Source organism: Streptomyces sp. TBY4, from assembly GCF_024213195.1.
Lineage (GTDB): Bacteria > Actinomycetota > Actinomycetes > Streptomycetales > Streptomycetaceae > Streptomyces.
In genome coordinates this window covers 189018-205419 of record NZ_JANAVF010000006.1, presented here as the reverse complement: position 1 = coordinate 205419, position 16402 = coordinate 189018, and the positions used below count along the sequence as shown (strand labels likewise).

Annotated in this window: 11 protein-coding genes and 1 pseudogene; 6 read left to right on the top strand and 6 right to left on the bottom strand. The window is 70.7% G+C overall.

All coding sequences use genetic code 11. From position 1 onward, the window contains the following. Positions 1-8: 8 nt before the first annotated feature. Entirely contained in the window at positions 9-1451 is a 1443-nt protein-coding gene (locus NLX94_RS16740) for an FG-GAP-like repeat-containing protein (protein ID WP_254383587.1), read from the bottom strand. 126 nt (positions 1452-1577) lie between these two features. Next, positions 1578-5123, bottom strand: a complete 3546-nt coding sequence (gene dnaE, locus NLX94_RS16735; RefSeq protein WP_254383586.1) for a DNA polymerase III subunit alpha — start codon at positions 5121-5123, stop codon at positions 1578-1580. A 158-nt stretch (positions 5124-5281) separates the two neighbouring features. On the opposite strand from dnaE, the pseudogene NLX94_RS16730 reads away from it, so the two are divergent. The 5 genes and pseudogenes from NLX94_RS16730 to NLX94_RS16710 all read left to right on the top strand — a co-directional run bounded on the left by NLX94_RS16730 (position 5282) and on the right by NLX94_RS16710 (position 11170). Beyond that, positions 5282-6607, top strand: a pseudogene (locus tag NLX94_RS16730) (DUF2252 domain-containing protein). 50 nt (positions 6608-6657) lie between these two features. After that, positions 6658-7347, top strand: a complete 690-nt coding sequence (locus NLX94_RS16725; protein ID WP_254383585.1) for a hypothetical protein — start codon at positions 6658-6660, stop codon at positions 7345-7347. Between the two features lie 65 nt (positions 7348-7412). Next, on the top strand, positions 7413-8210 hold the full coding sequence (locus tag NLX94_RS16720; protein WP_254383583.1) for a thioredoxin domain-containing protein: 798 nt from the start codon (positions 7413-7415) through the stop codon (positions 8208-8210). A 114-nt stretch (positions 8211-8324) separates the two neighbouring features. Then, positions 8325-10007, top strand: coding sequence for an alkaline phosphatase (locus NLX94_RS16715; RefSeq protein WP_254383581.1), 1683 nt, complete (start codon positions 8325-8327; stop codon positions 10005-10007). Between the two features lie 221 nt (positions 10008-10228). Beyond that, the gene (locus tag NLX94_RS16710; RefSeq protein WP_254383957.1) at positions 10229-11170 is read left to right on the top strand and encodes a zinc metalloprotease; all 942 of its coding nucleotides are present in this window, start codon (positions 10229-10231) and stop codon (positions 11168-11170) included. Positions 11171-11224: 54 nt separating this feature from the next. Here NLX94_RS16710 and NLX94_RS16705 read toward each other — a convergent pair whose 3' ends face one another. Beyond that, the gene (locus NLX94_RS16705; RefSeq protein WP_254383579.1) at positions 11225-11794 is read right to left on the bottom strand and encodes a dienelactone hydrolase family protein; all 570 of its coding nucleotides are present in this window, start codon (positions 11792-11794) and stop codon (positions 11225-11227) included. Positions 11795-11844: 50 nt separating this feature from the next. Between NLX94_RS16705 and NLX94_RS16700 the strand changes: the two genes are divergently transcribed. Further along, entirely contained in the window at positions 11845-12894 is a 1050-nt protein-coding gene (locus tag NLX94_RS16700; protein WP_254383578.1) for a mechanosensitive ion channel family protein, read from the top strand. Between the two features lie 109 nt (positions 12895-13003). On the opposite strand, the gene NLX94_RS16695 is transcribed toward NLX94_RS16700, so the two are convergent. From NLX94_RS16695 to NLX94_RS16685, 3 genes are all read right to left on the bottom strand, one after another. Continuing rightward, positions 13004-14422, bottom strand: coding sequence for a HAMP domain-containing sensor histidine kinase (locus NLX94_RS16695; RefSeq protein ID WP_254383577.1), 1419 nt, complete (start codon positions 14420-14422; stop codon positions 13004-13006). Then, positions 14419-15105, bottom strand: a complete 687-nt coding sequence (locus NLX94_RS16690; protein ID WP_254383576.1) for a response regulator transcription factor — start codon at positions 15103-15105, stop codon at positions 14419-14421. The genes NLX94_RS16695 and NLX94_RS16690 overlap by 4 nt, the downstream gene beginning before the upstream one ends. A gap of 146 nt (positions 15106-15251) precedes the next feature. After that, positions 15252-16349: a barstar family protein gene (locus tag NLX94_RS16685; protein WP_254383956.1), complete on the bottom strand. Its 1098-nt coding sequence runs from the start codon at positions 16347-16349 to the stop codon at positions 15252-15254. Between the last annotated feature and the right edge of the window lie 53 nt (positions 16350-16402).

Genomic DNA, 16402 nt, shown 5'->3' with positions numbered 1-16402 from the left:
GCGGTCCGTCAGTGGTACAGCACGGCGCCGAAGTAGGCGGACTTGTAGTCCTGCGGCCGCTTGGTGAGGTCGGACAGGCCGAAGTCGGTCGAACCGGTGCCGCCGATGACGCCGGTGGCGCTGATCGGGAGTTTCCAGGCCCGTCCGGTGTAGGCGTCCTCGCCGTATCCGCCCACGTACAGCTCGGGACGGCCGTTCCTGTCACTGTCGATCAGGGCGACGTCGCTGCCGAAGTGGTCTTCTCGCTCGGCGGTGTTCGGGATGCCGGTGGAGTTCTGGGTCAGGGCCTTGGCCCCGGTGCCCGTGATGCCGGTCGGGCCGCCGCGCAGGACGGTGATCGCTCCGGTGTCCTTCTGTGCGTCGGTGGCGCCGTCTTCCGTCATCGCGCCGATGACGATGTCGGCGTAGCCGTCGCCGTTGGTGTCGCCGACGGTCACCGTGCGGCCCCAGGCGTCGAAACTCTCGTCCGCACCGGGGACGCCGTCCTTGCCTTGGACGAGGACCTGCGGCTTGAGGGTTTCGTGCACGCCCTTGGGGCCGCCGTACGTGACGTGGACCTGGCCGTAGAGCTGCCTGCCGCTGACCAGGTCGAGGTATCCGTCCTTGTTGATGTCGCCGAACTCGAAGGGGGCGTCTTCGCCTCCGGTGGCGAATTTGCTCCCGGTGGGCAGCAGTGCTCCGGTGGGGGAGGTGGTCAGCAGCGTGGCGGCGGCCTGGCCGTTGTCGTTGTAGAAGTCTCTGACCACGATGTCGGAGCGGCCGTCGCCGGTCATGTCAGCGATGGCGAGTGCCCGGGGTCGGAACCCGTCCTTGGCGAGGGTGTCACGGAACGTGCCCTTGTAGGCGGGCTTGCCGGTGCGGTCGAAGGGGCCGAACATGGCCACGATGCCGGTCTTCGTGGGTTCCGAGCCGGGGACGGAGTTGTCGACGGCCACCACGGCGTCGAGCTTGCCGTCGCCGTTGAGGTCACCGATCTTCAGATCCCGGACCCTGGTGCGGGGGCTGAGGACCGAGCCCGGGTTGAGGACGGCCGATCCGGCGAAGCCGGGTTCCTTTCCCCCGAAGAACACCTTCGTGCTGCTGACCGAGTTGTCGTAGCTGACCAGGTCGTCGTAGCCGTCCCGGTCCAGGTCCCCGTGATCCTTCGCGTTGGTGAACCACAAGTCGCGGGGCCTCGGCATGTGGGGGCTGGCGGGGTCGAGGACGACGGCTTGGTCGTTGCGGAACCCCGCGGCGGATCCGTAGAGGATGGCCAGCGCGCCCGCATTCGCTTTGCCGCGGACTTCGGTGTTCGGGGCGGTGATGAGCAGATCGGGGTAGCCGTCGCCGTTGAAGTCGGCTTGGGCCCGCGGCTTGGCCGGTGTGGTGGCGGCTCCGGCAGTGGCCGGTGCGAGGCCGATGGCGGCGAGAGCCGTGATGCCGGTGACGGCGAAGGTGATGGTGGAGCGCATGCGCAAGATTCCCCCCTGGTGATGAAGCGAGACGAGCAGTCCCTCCCACGGGTGATCACATCATGCGTGCCCGGCGGCGAAACACCCGGCCCGGCGCTTCCCCCGCGGAAGCGCCGCGCCCGCCGGCTACCCGGCCAGGCAGGACGGCCCGAGCAGCACCTTCAGGTCGCCGAAGAGCGCCGGGTCCGGCTTGACCCGGTGCTTGTCGAGCCGGAGCACGGTGGTGGTGCGCGGCCCCTGGAGCTTGATCCGGACCTCGCTGTTGCCCTGGTGGTGGCGGAGGATCTCGCCGAGCCGGGTCACCATCGGCGGGGTGACCTTGACGGTCGGGATGGTGAGGACGACGGGGGCGTTGGTGCCGGCGTTGGAGAGGTCGGGGACCATCATCTCCATGGCGACCAGCCGGGGGACGTCCTCGCGCTTGTCCAGGCGGCCCTTGACGAAGACGACGGTGTCCTCGACCAGCTGCGTGGAGACGAGCTGGTAGGTCGCCGGGAAGAACATGCATTCGATGGAGCCGGCCAGGTCCTCGACGGTGGCGATGGCCCAGGCGTTGCCCTGCTTGGTCATCTTGCGCTGGAGGCCCGAGATGATGCCGCCGATGGTGACGACGGCCCCGTCGGAGTGCTCGCCGCCGGTGAGCTGGGAGATGCCCGCGTCGGTCTTGTCGGAGAGGACGTGCTCCAGGCCGAAGAGCGGGTGGTCGGAGACGTAGAGCCCGAGCATCTCGCGCTCCTGGGCGAGCAGGTAGGACTTCTCCCACTCGACGTCGGAGAACTCCACGTCGAGGCCGAAGCCGGGCTCGTCGCCCGCGTCCTCGTCGCCCATTCCGCCGAAGAGGTCGAACTGCCCCTCGGCCTCCTTGCGCTTGACGGCGACCACGTTGTCGATCATCGGTTCGTGGTGGGCGACCAGGCCCTTGCGGGTGTGGCCCATCTCGTCGAAGGCGCCGGCCTTGATCAGGGACTCGACGGTGCGCTTGTTGCAGACGACGGCCTCGACCTTGTCCAGGAAGTCCGGGAAGGTGGAGTACTTCCCCTTGGCCTTCCTGGTCTTGATGATCGACTCGACGACGTTCTGGCCGACGTTGCGCACGGCGGTGAGGCCGAAGAGGATCACGTCGTCGCCCTGGGCGGCGAAGTTCGCCTCCGACTCGTTCACGTTCGGCGGGAGCACCTTGATGCCCATGCGGCGGCACTCGTTCAGGTAGATCGCGGACTTGTCCTTGTCGTCCTTGACCGAGGTGAGCAGGCCCGCCATGTACTCGGCCGGGAAATTGGCCTTGAGGTAGGCGGTCCAGTAGGAGACCAGGCCGTACGCGGCCGAGTGGGCCTTGTTGAAGGCGTAGCCGGCGAAGGGGACCAGGACGTCCCAGAGCGCCTTGATGGCCTGGTCGCTGAAGCCCTTCTCCTTGGCGCCCGCCTCGAAGATGACGAAGTTCTTCGCCAGTTCCTCGGGCTTCTTCTTGCCCATCACGCGGCGCAGGATGTCGGCCTCGCCGAGGGAGTACCCGGCGATGATCTGGGCGGCCTTCTGCACCTGCTCCTGGTACACGATGAGGCCGTAGGTGACGCCGAGGATCTCCCTGAGCGGCTCCTCCAGCTCCGGGTGGATCGGGGTGATCTCCTGCTGCTTGTTCTTGCGCAGGGCGTAGTTCGTGTGCGAGTTCATGCCCATCGGGCCCGGCCGGTACAGGGCCGAGACGGCGGAGATGTCCTCGAAGTTGTCGGGCTTCATCAGGCGCAGCAGGGAGCGCATGGGCCCGCCGTCGAACTGGAAGACGCCGAGCGTGTCACCGCGGCCGAGCAGTTCGAAGGTCTTGGGGTCGTCGAGCGGCAGGCCGAGGAGGTCGAGGTCGATCCCCTTGTTGGCCTTCACCATCTTGACGGCGTCGTCCATGATCGTGAGGTTGCGCAGGCCGAGGAAGTCCATCTTGATCAGGCCGAGCGACTCGCACTGGGGGTAGTCCCACTGCGTGATGGTCACGCCGTCCGTGTGCCGCACCCAGATCGGCGCGTGGTCGACGATCGGCTCGCTGGACATGATCACGCCGGCGGCGTGCACGCCCATCTGGCGGACCAGGCCCTCGACGCCGCGGGCGGTGTCGATGACCTTCTTGACGTCTGGCTCGTTCTCGTACATCGCGCGGATCTCGCCGGCCTCGCCGTAGCGCGGGTGCGAGGGGTCGGTGATGCCGTTGAGGTCGATGCCCTTGCCGAGGACGTCGGCGGGCATGGCCTTGGTGAGCCGGTCGCCCATGGCGTACGGGTAGCCGAGGACGCGGGCCGAGTCCTTGATGGCGTTCTTCGCCTTGATCTTTCCGTACGTGCCGATCATGGCGACCTTGTCGTCGCCGTACTTCTCGGTCACGTACCGGATCACTTCGACGCGCCTGCGCTCGTCGAAGTCGATGTCGACATCGGGCATGGAGACGCGCTCGGGGTTGAGGAACCGCTCGAAGATCAGGCCGTGGGTGATCGGGTCGAGGTCGGTGATGCCCATGGCGTACGCGACGATCGAGCCGGCGGCGGAGCCTCGGCCGGGGCCCACCGCGATGCCCTGGTTCTTGGCCCACATGATGAAGTCGGCGACGACGAGGAAGTAGCCGGGGAACCCCATCTGGATGATGACGTCGAGCTCGTACTCGGCCTGGCGCTGGCGGTCCTCAGGGACGCCTCCGGGGTAGCGGCGGGCCATGCCGCGCCGCACCTCCTCGCGGAACCAGGTGATCTCCGTGTAGCCCTCTTCGGGGATCTCGAACTTCGGCATGAGGTTCTTGGCCTCGAACATGCCGGTGGTGTCGATCTGCTCGGCCACCAGGAGGGTGTTGGCGCAGCCCTCCTGCCAGGCGTCCGAGGAGTCGACCGCGTACATCTCGTCCGTGGACTTCAGGTAGTAGCCGGTGCCGTCGAAGCGGAAGCGGTCCGGGTCCGAGAGGTTCTTGCCGGTCTGGATGCAGAGCAGGGCGTCGTGGGCGCCGGCCTCGTGGGCGTACGTGTAGTGCGAGTCGTTCGTCACCAGCGGCGGGATGCCGAGCTTCTTGCCGATCTCCAGCAGACCGTCGCGGACCCGGCGCTCGATCTCGATGCCGTGGTCCATCAGCTCCAGGAAGTAGCGCCCCTCGCCGAAGATGTCCTTGTAGTCGGAGGCGGCCTGCACGGCCTCGTCGAACTGGCCGAGGCGCAGCCTGGTCTGCACCTCGCCGGAGGGGCAGCCGGTGGAGGCGATCAGCCCCTCCGACCACTGGGAGATCGTCTCCTTGTCCATGCGCGGCCACTTGGTCAGCCAGCCCTCGGCGTACGCGTCGGAGGACAGCCGGAAGAGGTTGTGCAGCCCGGTGGAGTTCGCCGCCCAGATCGTCTTGTGGGTGTAACCACCGGAACCGGACACGTCGTCGCGCTTCTGGTGGGGCTGGCCCCACTGGATGCGCCGCTTGTTGCGCCGGGACTCCGGGGCCACGTACGCCTCGATGCCGATGATCGGCGTCACACCGGCCTTCTTCGCGGTGTGGAAGAAGTCATACGCCCCGTGCAGGTTGCCGTGGTCGGACATGGCGATGTGCGTCATGCCCATCTCGTTGCACGCGTTGAACATGTCCTTCAGCCGCGCGGCACCGTCCAGCAGGGAGTACTGGGTGTGGACGTGCAGGTGCGTGAACGGCGTCTTGGTCACGGTGGGGGCCTCCGGGCGGGAGAGAGGGGGCGGCAGCTATGAATCCTACGTGGCCCCGGTGACAGAAGACGGGCACCGACGGGTACCTTCGTCCGTTGCAGACCCAAGGACAACTGTCCGAAATGCGATCCACCCCGTACCACCAGGAGGCACCCCCCATGGCGGTTCCCGAGCCGACCGACGAGCAGCGCGCCGAGCAGATACTCGACGTGTTCGGCACCGCCTTCGGCGAGCTGATCACCGCCGACCCCGCGGCCTTCCGGGTCAAGTTCCGCAAGATGGCGGCCTCGGCCTTCGCCTTCTACCGGGGCACCGCCTGCCTGTTCTACGCCGACCTGGAGCACGAGCGGCACGGCGGCCCCTACCTGGACGAGCGCACCGGCCGGGTGTGGATCCACGGCGATCTGCACGCCGAGAACTTCGGCACCTACATGAACGCCAACGGCCGGCTGGTCTTCAACGTCAACGACTTCGACGAGGCCTACGTGGGCCCCTTCACCTGGGACCTGAAGCGGTTCTCCGCCTCGGTCGCCCTGCTCGGCTAGACCAAGGCGCTCAGCGACGACCAGATCAGCGAGCTGGTACGGATCTACGCGGCCGCCTACCGGGAGCGCATCCACGCGCTGGCCACGGGCGCCAAGCACGAGGAGGTCCCCGCCTTCACCCTGGACACCGCCGAGGGCCCGCTGCTGGAGGCCCTGCGCGCCGCCCGCCGCCGCACCCGCTTCTCGCTCCTCGACTCGATGACCGAGATCCGCGAGTTCGAGCGCCGCTTCTCCCCCGGCCCCGGCACCATCGAGCTGGACGCGGCCACCCGGTACAAGGTGCTCGCCGCCTTCGACGGGTACCTGGAGACACTTCCCGACGAGTCCCTGGTCCGCCCGGACTCCTACCGGGTCAAGGACGTGGTCGGCCGGCGGGGCATCGGGATCGGCTCGGCGGGCCTGCCCTCGTACAACATCCTGCTGGAGGGGCACAGCGACGCCCTGGAGAACGACGTCGTGATCTACCTCAAGCAGGCGCAGACCCCGGCCGTGTCCCGGCACGTCACCGACCGGTCGGTGCGCGAGTACTTCCGGCACGAGGGGCACCGCACCGTGATCTCCCAGCGGGCCCTGCAGGCGCACGCCGACCCGTGGCTCGGCTGGACGGAGCTGGACGGGGCCGGGCAGCTGGTCGCGGAGGTCTCCCCGTACGCAGTGGACCTGGACTGGTCGGACCTGGACGACCCGGAGGAGATCGCGGCCGTGGTCGCGGACCTGGGCCGGGCCACGGCGACCATGCACGGCGCGGCGGACGAGCAGGAGAGCGGCCACACGCTGGTCCCGTTCTCCACCGAGCGGGCCATCGACGCGGCCATCGCCGCCGACGAGGAGGGCTTCGCGGAGCTGCTGGTGGACTTCGCCCACGCCTACGGCGCCCGGGCCCGAGCCGACCACCAGATCTTCGTGGACCTCTTCCGCAACGGCCGGATCCTCCCCTAGTCCGGGACCTAGGGCCCGCCCCCACAGGGACGCATGGCACACTCGCGACGATGGACATATCCGGGGTGGGTCTCCGAGGGCTGCGGGCCGCGCTGTTCAGCGCGGTCGTCGTGCTGCTCTCGACCGGCTCCCACGTCCTGCTCTCCCGGGTACCGCTGCCTCCCGCCCTGGTGGCGGGGGCCTTCGCCGCGGTGTTCGCGATCGCCTTCGCCCTGGCCGGACGCGAGCGAGGCCTTGGTCACATCGCCGGGCTGCTGGTCCCCCTGGAACTGGCCGCCGACACCGTCCTGACCTCCGGCCAGCACCTCTGCTACGGCCCCGCGGGCGGCCCCGTCTCGGGTCCGCTGCGCGCCATGGGCCTGGCCGACTTCTGCGGGGGCGGTCCGGTGGGCGGGGCGCTGGCCGAGGTGGGCGGGCCCGCCGAGCAGGCCGCGGTGCTGGCGGCACCCGGTCCGTGGGCGCCCTGGCTGCTGCTGGGGGCGCACGTATCGGTCGGACTGCTCGCCTCGCTGTGGCTGCACCGCGGGGAGCGGGCGCTCGGCCGGCTGCTGAGCGCGGCCTCCGCCTGCGCCTTCCGTCCGCTGCGGATGGCCGCGGCCCGTGCGGCGCGGGCCCTGGCTCCCGTACGGCTCTCGCCGCCGGCGTCGCTGCGGAGCACGGTGGCCCGTACCCGCTTCCCCGCGCACTCCGTGGGCCGGCGGGGACCTCCTCGCGCACACGGCGCGTTCGTCAGCGCCTGACGTACGAGGACAGTCCCCCCATTCCAGCCGGCTCCACCGCGGAGCCACACCCCACGGAGAGAACGATGAGCGCACGCAACAGCCAGGCGAACAAGGCGGCGGCCCGCGAGCGGCTGCGCCTGGAGCGCGAGCAGCAGGCCAAGAAGGCCAAGGTCCGCCGGCAGGTGTTCGTGGCGGGCGGCGTCGTGGCCGCCCTCGCCCTGGCCGGCGGCGTCGGCTACGCCGTCGTCCAGGCCAACCAGCCGAGCGCCTGGGACAAGGCCGCCGACGCCCCCCTGGTCGCGCCGAAGAACACCTCGGGCGAGAACAACACGACGGTGGTCGTCGGCAAGGCCGACGCGAAGAAGACCCTGGAGCTGTACGAGGACGCGCGCTGCCCGGTCTGCGCGAGCTTCGAGCAGGCGGTCGGCCCGCAGATCAAGACGGACCTCGACGCCGGCAAGTACAAGATCCAGTACATCGGCGCCACCTTCCTCGACAAGGGCTTCCCCGGCAGCGGCTCGAAGAACGCCCTGAGCGCGCTGGGCGCGGCGCTCAACGTCAGCTCCGAGGCCTTCCTCGAGTACAAGACGGCCCTCTACTCCGCGGCCAACCACCCGGAGGAGAAGGACGACAAGTTCGCCAAGGACGCCTACCTGCTGACGGTCGCGGACCAGGTCCCGGCCCTCAAGGGGAACGCCGAGTTCAAGAAGGCGGTCGAGGAGGGCACCTACGACCGGTGGGCGCTGGAGATGTCCAAGGCCTTCGACAAGAGCGGTGCCACGGGCACCCCGACGCTGAAGATGGACGGCAAGAAGATCGACCCGCTGCCGCAGACGCCCGAGGCGTTCACGGCGGCGATCGACAAGGCCATCGCGGGCTGACCCCTCTCCTCCCCTCGCAGCACCCCGACGGACGGGCGAACTCCCAGAGTTCGCCCGTCCGTTGCTTTTCCGGGGCTGGTCCGGATCCCATACCCGTCGGTAATATGATCATCCGTGACCAGTCAACTCTCCCCTTCCGCACCGGAATCGGCGCCTGCGCCGACTCCCCGCCGCCGTACGGTCGTCCTGGCCGCGGCGGCCACGGCGGCACTCGTCCCGATCGCCGCGCTGGGCGCCGAAGCCGCCCACGCCGCCACGGGCACCACCGACGCACCCTCCTTCCTGCACGGCGTCGCCTCGGGCGACCCGCTCCCCGACGGGGTCCTGCTGTGGACCCGCGTCACCCCGACCGCCGCGGCCGTACCGGGCTCCGGCGCGGGTCCGGCCGTCGCGGTGGGCTGGGAGGTCGCCGAGGACAAGGCCTTCTCCCGGATCGTCGCGAGCGGCACCGTCACCGCGAGCGCGGCCTCCGACCACACCGTCAAGGCCGATGTACGGGGCCTGCGGCCGCAGACGGCGTACTGGTACCGGTTCACCGCCGGCGCCACCGTCTCCCCGGCCGGGCGCACCCGTACCGCCCCCGCAGACTCGGCCGCGCCCGCCGGGGTCCGCTTCGGCGTGGTCTCCTGCGCCAACTGGGAGTCCGGCTACTTCTCCGCGTACCGCCACCTGGCCGCGCGGGCCGACCTGGACGCCGTACTGCACCTGGGCGACTACATCTACGAGTACCAGAGCGGCGGCTACCCCGAGGCGAAGTACGTCGTACGGCAGCACGAGCCGCTGCACGAGATCCTCACCCTGGCCGACTACCGCACCCGGCACGGGAAGTACAAGACCGACCCCGATCTGCAGGCCCTGCACCAGGCCCACCCGGTCATCGCGATCTGGGACGACCACGAGATAGCCAACGACACGTGGTCCGGCGGCGCCGAGAACCACGATCCCGCCACCGAGGGCTCCTTCGCGGCCCGCGCGGCCGCCGCCCGGCAGGCGTACTTCGAGTGGATGCCGGTCCGCACCTCCACTGAGGGCACCGTCTACCGCCGGCTGCGCTTCGGCACCCTCGCCGACCTGCACCTGCTGGACCTGCGCACCTTCCGCTCGCAGCAGGCGGGCACCGGCAGCGGCGCGGTGGACGACCCGGAGCGCACCCTGACCGGGCGGGCCCAGCTGGACTGGCTGAAGGCCGGGCTGGCCGGCTCGCAGGCCACCTGGAAGCTGGTGGGCACCTCGGTGATGATCTCCCCGGTGGCCTTCGGCTCGCTGCCGGCGCACCTGCTGGCGCCCCTGACCGAGCTGCTCGGCCTGCCCGCGGGCGGCCTCGCGGTCAACGTGGACCAGTGGGACGGGTACACGGACGACCGCCGGGAGCTGCTGGGGCACCTGACGGACCGTTCCGTCCGCAACACCGTCTTCCTGACCGGTGACATCCACATGGCCTGGGCGAACGAGGTCCCGGTGACGGCGGCCACCTACCCGTGGTCGCGGTCGGCGGGCGTGGAGTTCGTGGTGACGTCGGTGACCTCCGACAACATCGACGACCTGCTGCATGTGCCGGCCGACACGGCCTCCCTGGTCGCCGAGACGGCGATCAAGGCCGCCAACCGGCACGTGAAGTGGCTGGACATGGACGCCCACGGCTACGGCGTGCTGGACGTGACGGCCGAGCGTTCCCAGATGGACTACTACGTCGTCTCGGACAAGCGGCGCCAGGACGCCACGGCCGCCTGGGCGCGCTCGTACCGGACGCTGAACGGGACCCAGAAGGTGGAACGGGTGACCCAGCCGGTGCGCTGACACTCCGTCGGATTTCCTGTCGAGAGGGGCACTTGGCGTAGACCAGGTGCCCCTTCGGCATCAGAAGCAACAAATCTTTTACGTAGAGCACTTGACCTGTTTATGACATGCGCACGTAAGATTCCCGCCAGCTGAGGAGATCCCTCCGCTCGACCCCCCACTCGCGAGGAGCACACGTGCGCGCTCTTGCCCGCATATCCCCCCTTCTTCGCCGCCGCCTGATGGGTACCGCCGTACTCGCCGGGACCCTGGCCTTCACCCCGCTCGCCGCCCCCACGACGGTCGCGGCCGCCGGAACCGGCGCGGAGGTGTGCGCCGAGGACGCCTCCGGCGCCGCGGCCAACGCCCGCGTGGCACGCCCGAAGGACCAGCACGCGGCCGAGCCCAACGAGGTCACCGAGGCCCAGTCCAAGGCCATGGACGCCGACCTCAAGGCGAAGCTGGACAAGATCTCGAAGGAGCCGCGCAGCCTGCGCGTCGCCGAGGCCGCCACGACCATCCCGGTGTACTTCCACGTCATCCACTCCGGCACCACCGGAAAGCTGACGGCCACCGACATCAGCAAGCAGCTGGCGGTCCTCAACGCGGCCTACGCCGGCCAGGGCACCGGAAACGTCGACAGCGGCTACCAGTTCACCCTCGCGGGCACCGACTACACGGACAACGCGAGCTGGTACAACCTGGCTTCCGGCTCCACCGCCGAGAAGAACATGAAGAACACCCTGCGCAAGGGCGGGGCGAACGCCCTCAACTTCTACACCGCCAACCTCTCCGGCGGGCTGCTGGGCTGGGCCACCTTCCCCAGCTCCTACGCCTCCCAGCCGAAGATGGACGGCGTCGTCGTCCTGGACACCTCGCTGCCGGGCGGCTCCGCCGCCAACTACAACGAGGGCGACACCGCGACCCACGAGGTCGGCCACTGGATGGGCCTTTACCACACCTTCCAGGGCGGCTGCAATGGCGCCGGCGACTCCGTCTCGGACACCCCGGCCGAGAAGAGCGCGGCCTTCGAGTGCCCGACCGGCCGGGACACCTGCGCCAGCAAGGCGGGGGTCGACCCGATCCACAACTTCATGGACTACACGTACGACTCCTGCATGTACCAGTTCACCGCGGGCCAGGTGACCCGCATGAAGAGCATGTGGACGGCGTACCGCGCCTGATCGCCGGCATCACGACGATGGGGCCCCGCGAGCGGGGCCCCATCCGTGCGTCGCCTACAGGCTGTCGAGGAAGGCGAGGGCGACCGCCCAGGCCTGCTCCGCCGCCTCGGCGTCGTAGTCGTCCAGCCCCGGGTCGGTGAACAGGTGCCCGGCCCCCGGATAGCCGTGGACCTCCACGTCCGCCCCGGCCTTGCGCATCCGCAGGTACCAGGCCGTCAGCCAGTCGTGCGGCTCGAAGGGGTCCGGGTCGGCGATGTGCAGCTGCACCGGCAGCTCGTCGACGTAGGCCCCCTCCTCCAGGTCGGCCGTCCCGTGCAGGAGCAGCAGCCCGCGCGCCTTCTCGTCGGCCAGCGCCAGGTGCTGGGCGATCGAGCCGCCGAAGGAGAAGCCGGCGTAGACCAGGCCCTGGTCGGAATAGGGGGCCGAGGCCAGGACCGCCCGCTTCAGCAGCTCGTCACGGCCGATCTCGTCCCGGTGGGCCATGCCCTCCTCGACGGTCTCGAAGGTGCGTCCCTCGAAGAGGTCCGGCACCTGGACCTGGTGCCCGGCCGCGCGCAGCCGGTCGGCCGCCTCCCGCACGGCGGGCCGCAGCCCGTAGGTCGAATGGAAAAGCATGATGTTCATGCCCCCATCGTGCCAGTTTCGACGGACCCCCTCCGGTTACGTTGGCCTGCATGGACACGGACTCCCTCCTCCGCCCGGTCGCGGCCGTCGCCGGCACCCTGGCCGTCACCCTGTTCGCGGGCTGGCTGCTGGACCGGCTGCTCCGCCGCGCCGACGCCCGGCACAGCGAGACCCCGCTGTGGGGACTGCTGCGCCGCTGCCGCCCTCCGTTCCTCCTGGTCATGGCCGCCTCCCTGCTCCAGGCCGTGCGCCGGCGCGCGGACGGCCCCGGGCACGTGCTGACCCTGATCCTGATCGCCGCCGCCGCGTGGCTGCTGATCCGCATCACGACGGCGGTCGTGGACTCCACGTACGCCCGCTACGCCGCCGACGCCTCCGACCAGGCCAGGGTCCGCCGGGTCCGCACCCAGGTCACGCTGATCCAGCGGGTGGTCACGGCGGTGGTGATCGTGGTGGCCCTCAGTGCGATGCTCCTGACGTTCCCCGAGATGCGCACGGTCGGCACCTCGATGCTGGCCTCGGCGGGCGTGCTCGGCATCGTGGCGGGCATCGCGGCACAGGCCGCCCTGGGCAACCTCTTCGCCGGCCTGCAGATCGCCTTCGGCGACACCGTCCGGATCGGCGACACGGTGGTGGTGGACAAGGAGTGGGGCACGGTGGAGGAGATCACCCTCACCTACCTCACCGTCCGCACCTGGGACGAGCGCCGCATCACGATGCCGGTCGCGTACTTCACGAGCAAGCCCTACGAGAACTGGTCGCGCGGTGGCGCGCAGATGACGGGCACCGTGTTCTGGCACCTGGACCACAGCGCCCCCGTGGACCTGATGCGCGAGGAGCTCCAGCGGATCCTGGAGGACATCCCCGAATGGGACGGCCGCACCGGCTCCCTGGCCGTCACCGACACCACCCCGCACACCATCCAGGTCCGCGCGGTGGTCACCGCCAAGGACGGCGACGCCGTCTGGACCGTCCGCTGCGCAGTCCGCGAACGCCTGATCACCTGGCTCACCACGAACCACCCCTACGCCCTCCCCCACATCGCCACAACGGAGGCAGCACTCCCACCGCAACCAAACTCCAGCCCGTCCGGCGTTTGAGGACCGGGGTCTGGGGCGGAGCCCCAGAAGGGGTCCGGGCGCAGCCCGGGGAACGGAGGAAGGGCGGGTAGGGGACTCCGCCCCGCAGGGCCCACCCCCGCACGCCCCCTCAGCCCGCCGGGGCCGCGAAGGCCAGCCGGAACAGCGCGCCCCCACCCGGGGCGGCTTCGGCCGTCAACTCCGCCTCGTGCGCCCGCGCAATCTGCCGAGCCATCGCCAACCCCAACCCCGACCCCGGCAGCGCCCTCGCCGCCCCCGCCCGGTAGAACCGGTCGAAGACGTACGGCAGATCCTCCTCCGAGATCCCCGGCCCGTGATCCCGTACGGTCACATCCACCCCACCGTCCCCCCGCACCACCACCGCCACCTCCACTTCAGCCCCCGCCCCCACCCCCGCCGGGCTGAACTTCGCCGCGTTGTCGAGCAGATTCCCCAGCAGCCGACTCAACCGCGCCGGCACCCCCGCCACCACCACGGCCTCCTCCGACGACGGCCCCCGCACCCGGAAGGCCACCCCCGGCCAGTGCGCCCGCGCGGCCCCCACGCAGTACTCCACCAGCGGAGCCAGCCGGACCTGTTCGACCAGCAGCTGCGGCTCCTCGTCCCGGGCCAGCTCGATGAGGTCGTTGACCAGCCCCGTCACCTCCCGCAGCTGCCGCCCGAGCGCCAGCGAGGCCCGTTCCCGCTGCTGCACCGTCAGCCGGTCCCCCCGCGCGAGCAGTTCCGCGTTCGTGCGCAGCGCCGTCAGCGGGGTGCGGAGCTCGTGCGAGGCGTCGGCGACGAGCCGCCGCTGCGCGGTGACGGACTGTTCGAGCTCCCCGAGCATGGTGTTGAAGCTCCCCGCCAGCCGGGTGATCTCGTCCTCGCGCCCGCGGGGACCGGGAGCGGGCAGCTCGATCCGGTGTCTCGGATCCCGGGTGGCGGCGATCCGCTCGGCGGTGGCGGTGAGCCGGGTGACCGGTGCCAGCCCGGTCCGCGCGACCCAGTGGCCGAGCAGCGCGGCCGTCACCACCCCCACCGCCGCCGTCAGCGCCAGCCACCACGCGGCCTGCGCGATGCCGTCCTGCACGGTGTCCGCCCGCAGCGCGACCTGGAGGGCCCGGCCCTTGCCGTAGTCGGTGGTCAGCATCCGCGCCGGATGCCCGGCGTGCTCGATGGCGGTGTAGTACGGGGCCCGCGTGCCGGCGGCCACCTCCCGCGCGGCCGGGTCCACCGGGAGGAGGTAGGGCGCCTTGGGGTCGCGCCCCGGATCCGCGGGCACCACCTCGGCGCAGGCGGGCGCCGCCCGGAACCGGCACTCCCCGGACAGGGTGCCGGGTCCGGAGTCCGGGTTGCGCTGGGCGGCGAGGCGGGCGGACTGGGTCAGGCTGAGGTCGAGCTGCCGGTACAGAGCCCCGCGCACGACGAGGAAGGCCGCCGCGCACACGCCGAGCGCGACGAGGGCCACCGCCGCCGTGACGGCGAGCGCCAGCCGGGTCCGCAGCGGGCGCCTGCGCCTCCACCGTGCGCCGAGCCGACGCCCGCTCACGCGGTGTCCAGCCGGTATCCGACCCCGTGCACGGTGTGCACCAGCCGGGGCTCGCCGCCCGCCTCCAGCTTGCGGCGCAGGTAGCCGACGTAGACGGCCAGGGAGTTGGAGTCGGGCCCGAAGTCCCGGCCCCACACCAGTTCCAGCACCAGCTCGCGCGGCAGCACCTGCCCGGGGTGGCGCAGCAGCAGTTCGAGCAGCGCCGACTCGGTGCGGCTGAACTCCAGCGGCCGTTCCCCGCGCCGCCCGGTGCGGGTGGCGGGGTCGAGGACGAGGTCCCCGTAGCCGAGCAGCGCCCGTCCCCCGGCCGGGTCGTCGGGGGCGGCCCGCCGCAGGAGGGCCCGTACCCGGGCCACGAGCTCGTCGAGCGCGAAGGGCTTGACCAGGTAGTCGTCGGCGCCCGCCTCCAGCCCGTCGACCCGGTCGCTCACCGCGTCCAGGGCGGTGAGGACGAGGACGGGCGTCCGGTCCCCCACCGCGCGCAGCCGCCGGCAGACCGCGAGCCCGTCCAGCACCGGCATCATCACGTCGAGCACCACCGCGTCCGGCTCCCACAGCGCCACCTCGGACAGCGCGGCCAGCCCGTCGGCCGCCCCGCGCACCTCGTACCCCTCGACGGCAAGCCCGTCCTCGACGGCGACCCGCACCTCGGGCTCGTCGTCCACCACCAGAATCCGCTGCATACGACAAAGTCTCCCAAATATGACTTAGCGTCGTAGTTGGCCCCGTCGGCCAACGACGACGCTAAATTCCTGGCCCGTGGGCCAGGCGGTCCGGCTCCACCGCCACTGCCGAGCGCATCACCGCAGGCGAGTAGCCGGACAGCAGCTCATGCCAGGGTGACGTCCATACCACCCTCGGCGAGGGCCTCAAGGACTGCGGTGAACAGGTCGTAGGGCTGGCCTTCCGGTGTCAGGGTCTGGGAAAGGTGCTCGCGTGCGACCGCGGCGTCTCGCCAGAGCAGGGTGGCGGGGGCGGTGTAGCCGAAGGTGCCGCGCAGGCAGTCGTCCAGGGCGGCGAGACACCCGCCGAAGTAGCCACCCGGCCCGTTGACCGCCTCGCCGAGCGCCAGGTAGAGGGCTGGTTCGTCGGTGATGTGCTGGCCATCGAGTTCGTAGGCGTGACCGGCTGGCCGGTCGTGGTGGGATTGGCTGCAGGCCCGCTCTCGGACGAGGTCATGCCAGGCCCCGCGGCGGCGGGTATCAAGGCCGGCCCAAGCATTCACGGCGTCCGGCGGCCCAGCAAGCCACCGTTCCCAGATGGGCCGGGCGTATTCGGGAACGGGCGTGAAGCGGCCTCTTTCGAGCTCCAGGTCGATCAGGTCCGCCCCGCGGGAGGAGGGGCGCCAGTCGCTGACCGTGGCCCAGAGCAGCCGATCAGTAAGCAGGTCACCTTGGCTGTCCCGTATCTCCAGAGCGGCTTCCTCCAGATCCAGCGCCCGCCGGGTGCCCTTCATCAGTGCCACCCTCAGCTGATCGCTCTGGGCGAGCCCCCGCAGGACAAGGGAGGGCTGCAGCTGCTCGGGCGACAGGATGCGGGCGAATTCTCGGCATGATCCCAGCCAGCGGTGCCCGTCGTGCAGGCGAACGCGGCCTCTGTGCCCCTCGGGTGGACCTTCGTAGTCGTCCAGGCCGGTGAGCAGCAGACTGTCCGTCCCGGGGACCTGCCCCGAACTCTCCGCGTCCTCCAGCAGCCAGGCGTCGAGTGCCTCGTCATCCGGCACGAGCCACACCCGGCTGCCGACCCAAGCGGGTCCGCCGGATTCCTCCGGAACCCAGCCGAACAGCTCGTACGTCCCGCGCGGGGATTCTCCGAACAGTCCCTTCGCCTCGGCGCAGACGCCCCAGACGTGGCCGTCCTCCGTCCGGGTCAGCGTGTACCGCGCGAACCCGAGCTTGTTCTCGTCTCCATGCACAGCGGGAATCATGCCCCGCCCGCGTTCCGACGGCGAAGCCGGGATGTTCTGCCGGCCGCAGACTC

What these genes read in the sequence shown, in the direction of transcription:
- NLX94_RS16740 (WP_254383587.1), bottom strand. Translation starts at nt 1,451, where the DNA reads ATGCGCTCCACCATCACCTTCGCCGTCACCGGCATCACGGCTCTCGCC.
- NLX94_RS16725 (WP_254383585.1), top strand. Translation starts at nt 6,658, where the DNA reads ATGGACATATCCGGGGTGGGTCTCCGAGGGCTGCGGGCCGCGCTGTTC.
- NLX94_RS16720 (WP_254383583.1), top strand. Translation starts at nt 7,413, where the DNA reads ATGAGCGCACGCAACAGCCAGGCGAACAAGGCGGCGGCCCGCGAGCGG.
- NLX94_RS16710 (WP_254383957.1), top strand. Translation starts at nt 10,229, where the DNA reads ATGGGTACCGCCGTACTCGCCGGGACCCTGGCCTTCACCCCGCTCGCC.
- NLX94_RS16705 (WP_254383579.1), bottom strand. Translation starts at nt 11,794, where the DNA reads ATGAACATCATGCTTTTCCATTCGACCTACGGGCTGCGGCCCGCCGTG.
- NLX94_RS16700 (WP_254383578.1), top strand. Translation starts at nt 11,845, where the DNA reads ATGGACACGGACTCCCTCCTCCGCCCGGTCGCGGCCGTCGCCGGCACC.
- NLX94_RS16690 (WP_254383576.1), bottom strand. Translation starts at nt 15,105, where the DNA reads ATGCAGCGGATTCTGGTGGTGGACGACGAGCCCGAGGTGCGGGTCGCC.
- NLX94_RS16685 (WP_254383956.1), bottom strand. Translation starts at nt 16,349, where the DNA reads ATGATTCCCGCTGTGCATGGAGACGAGAACAAGCTCGGGTTCGCGCGG.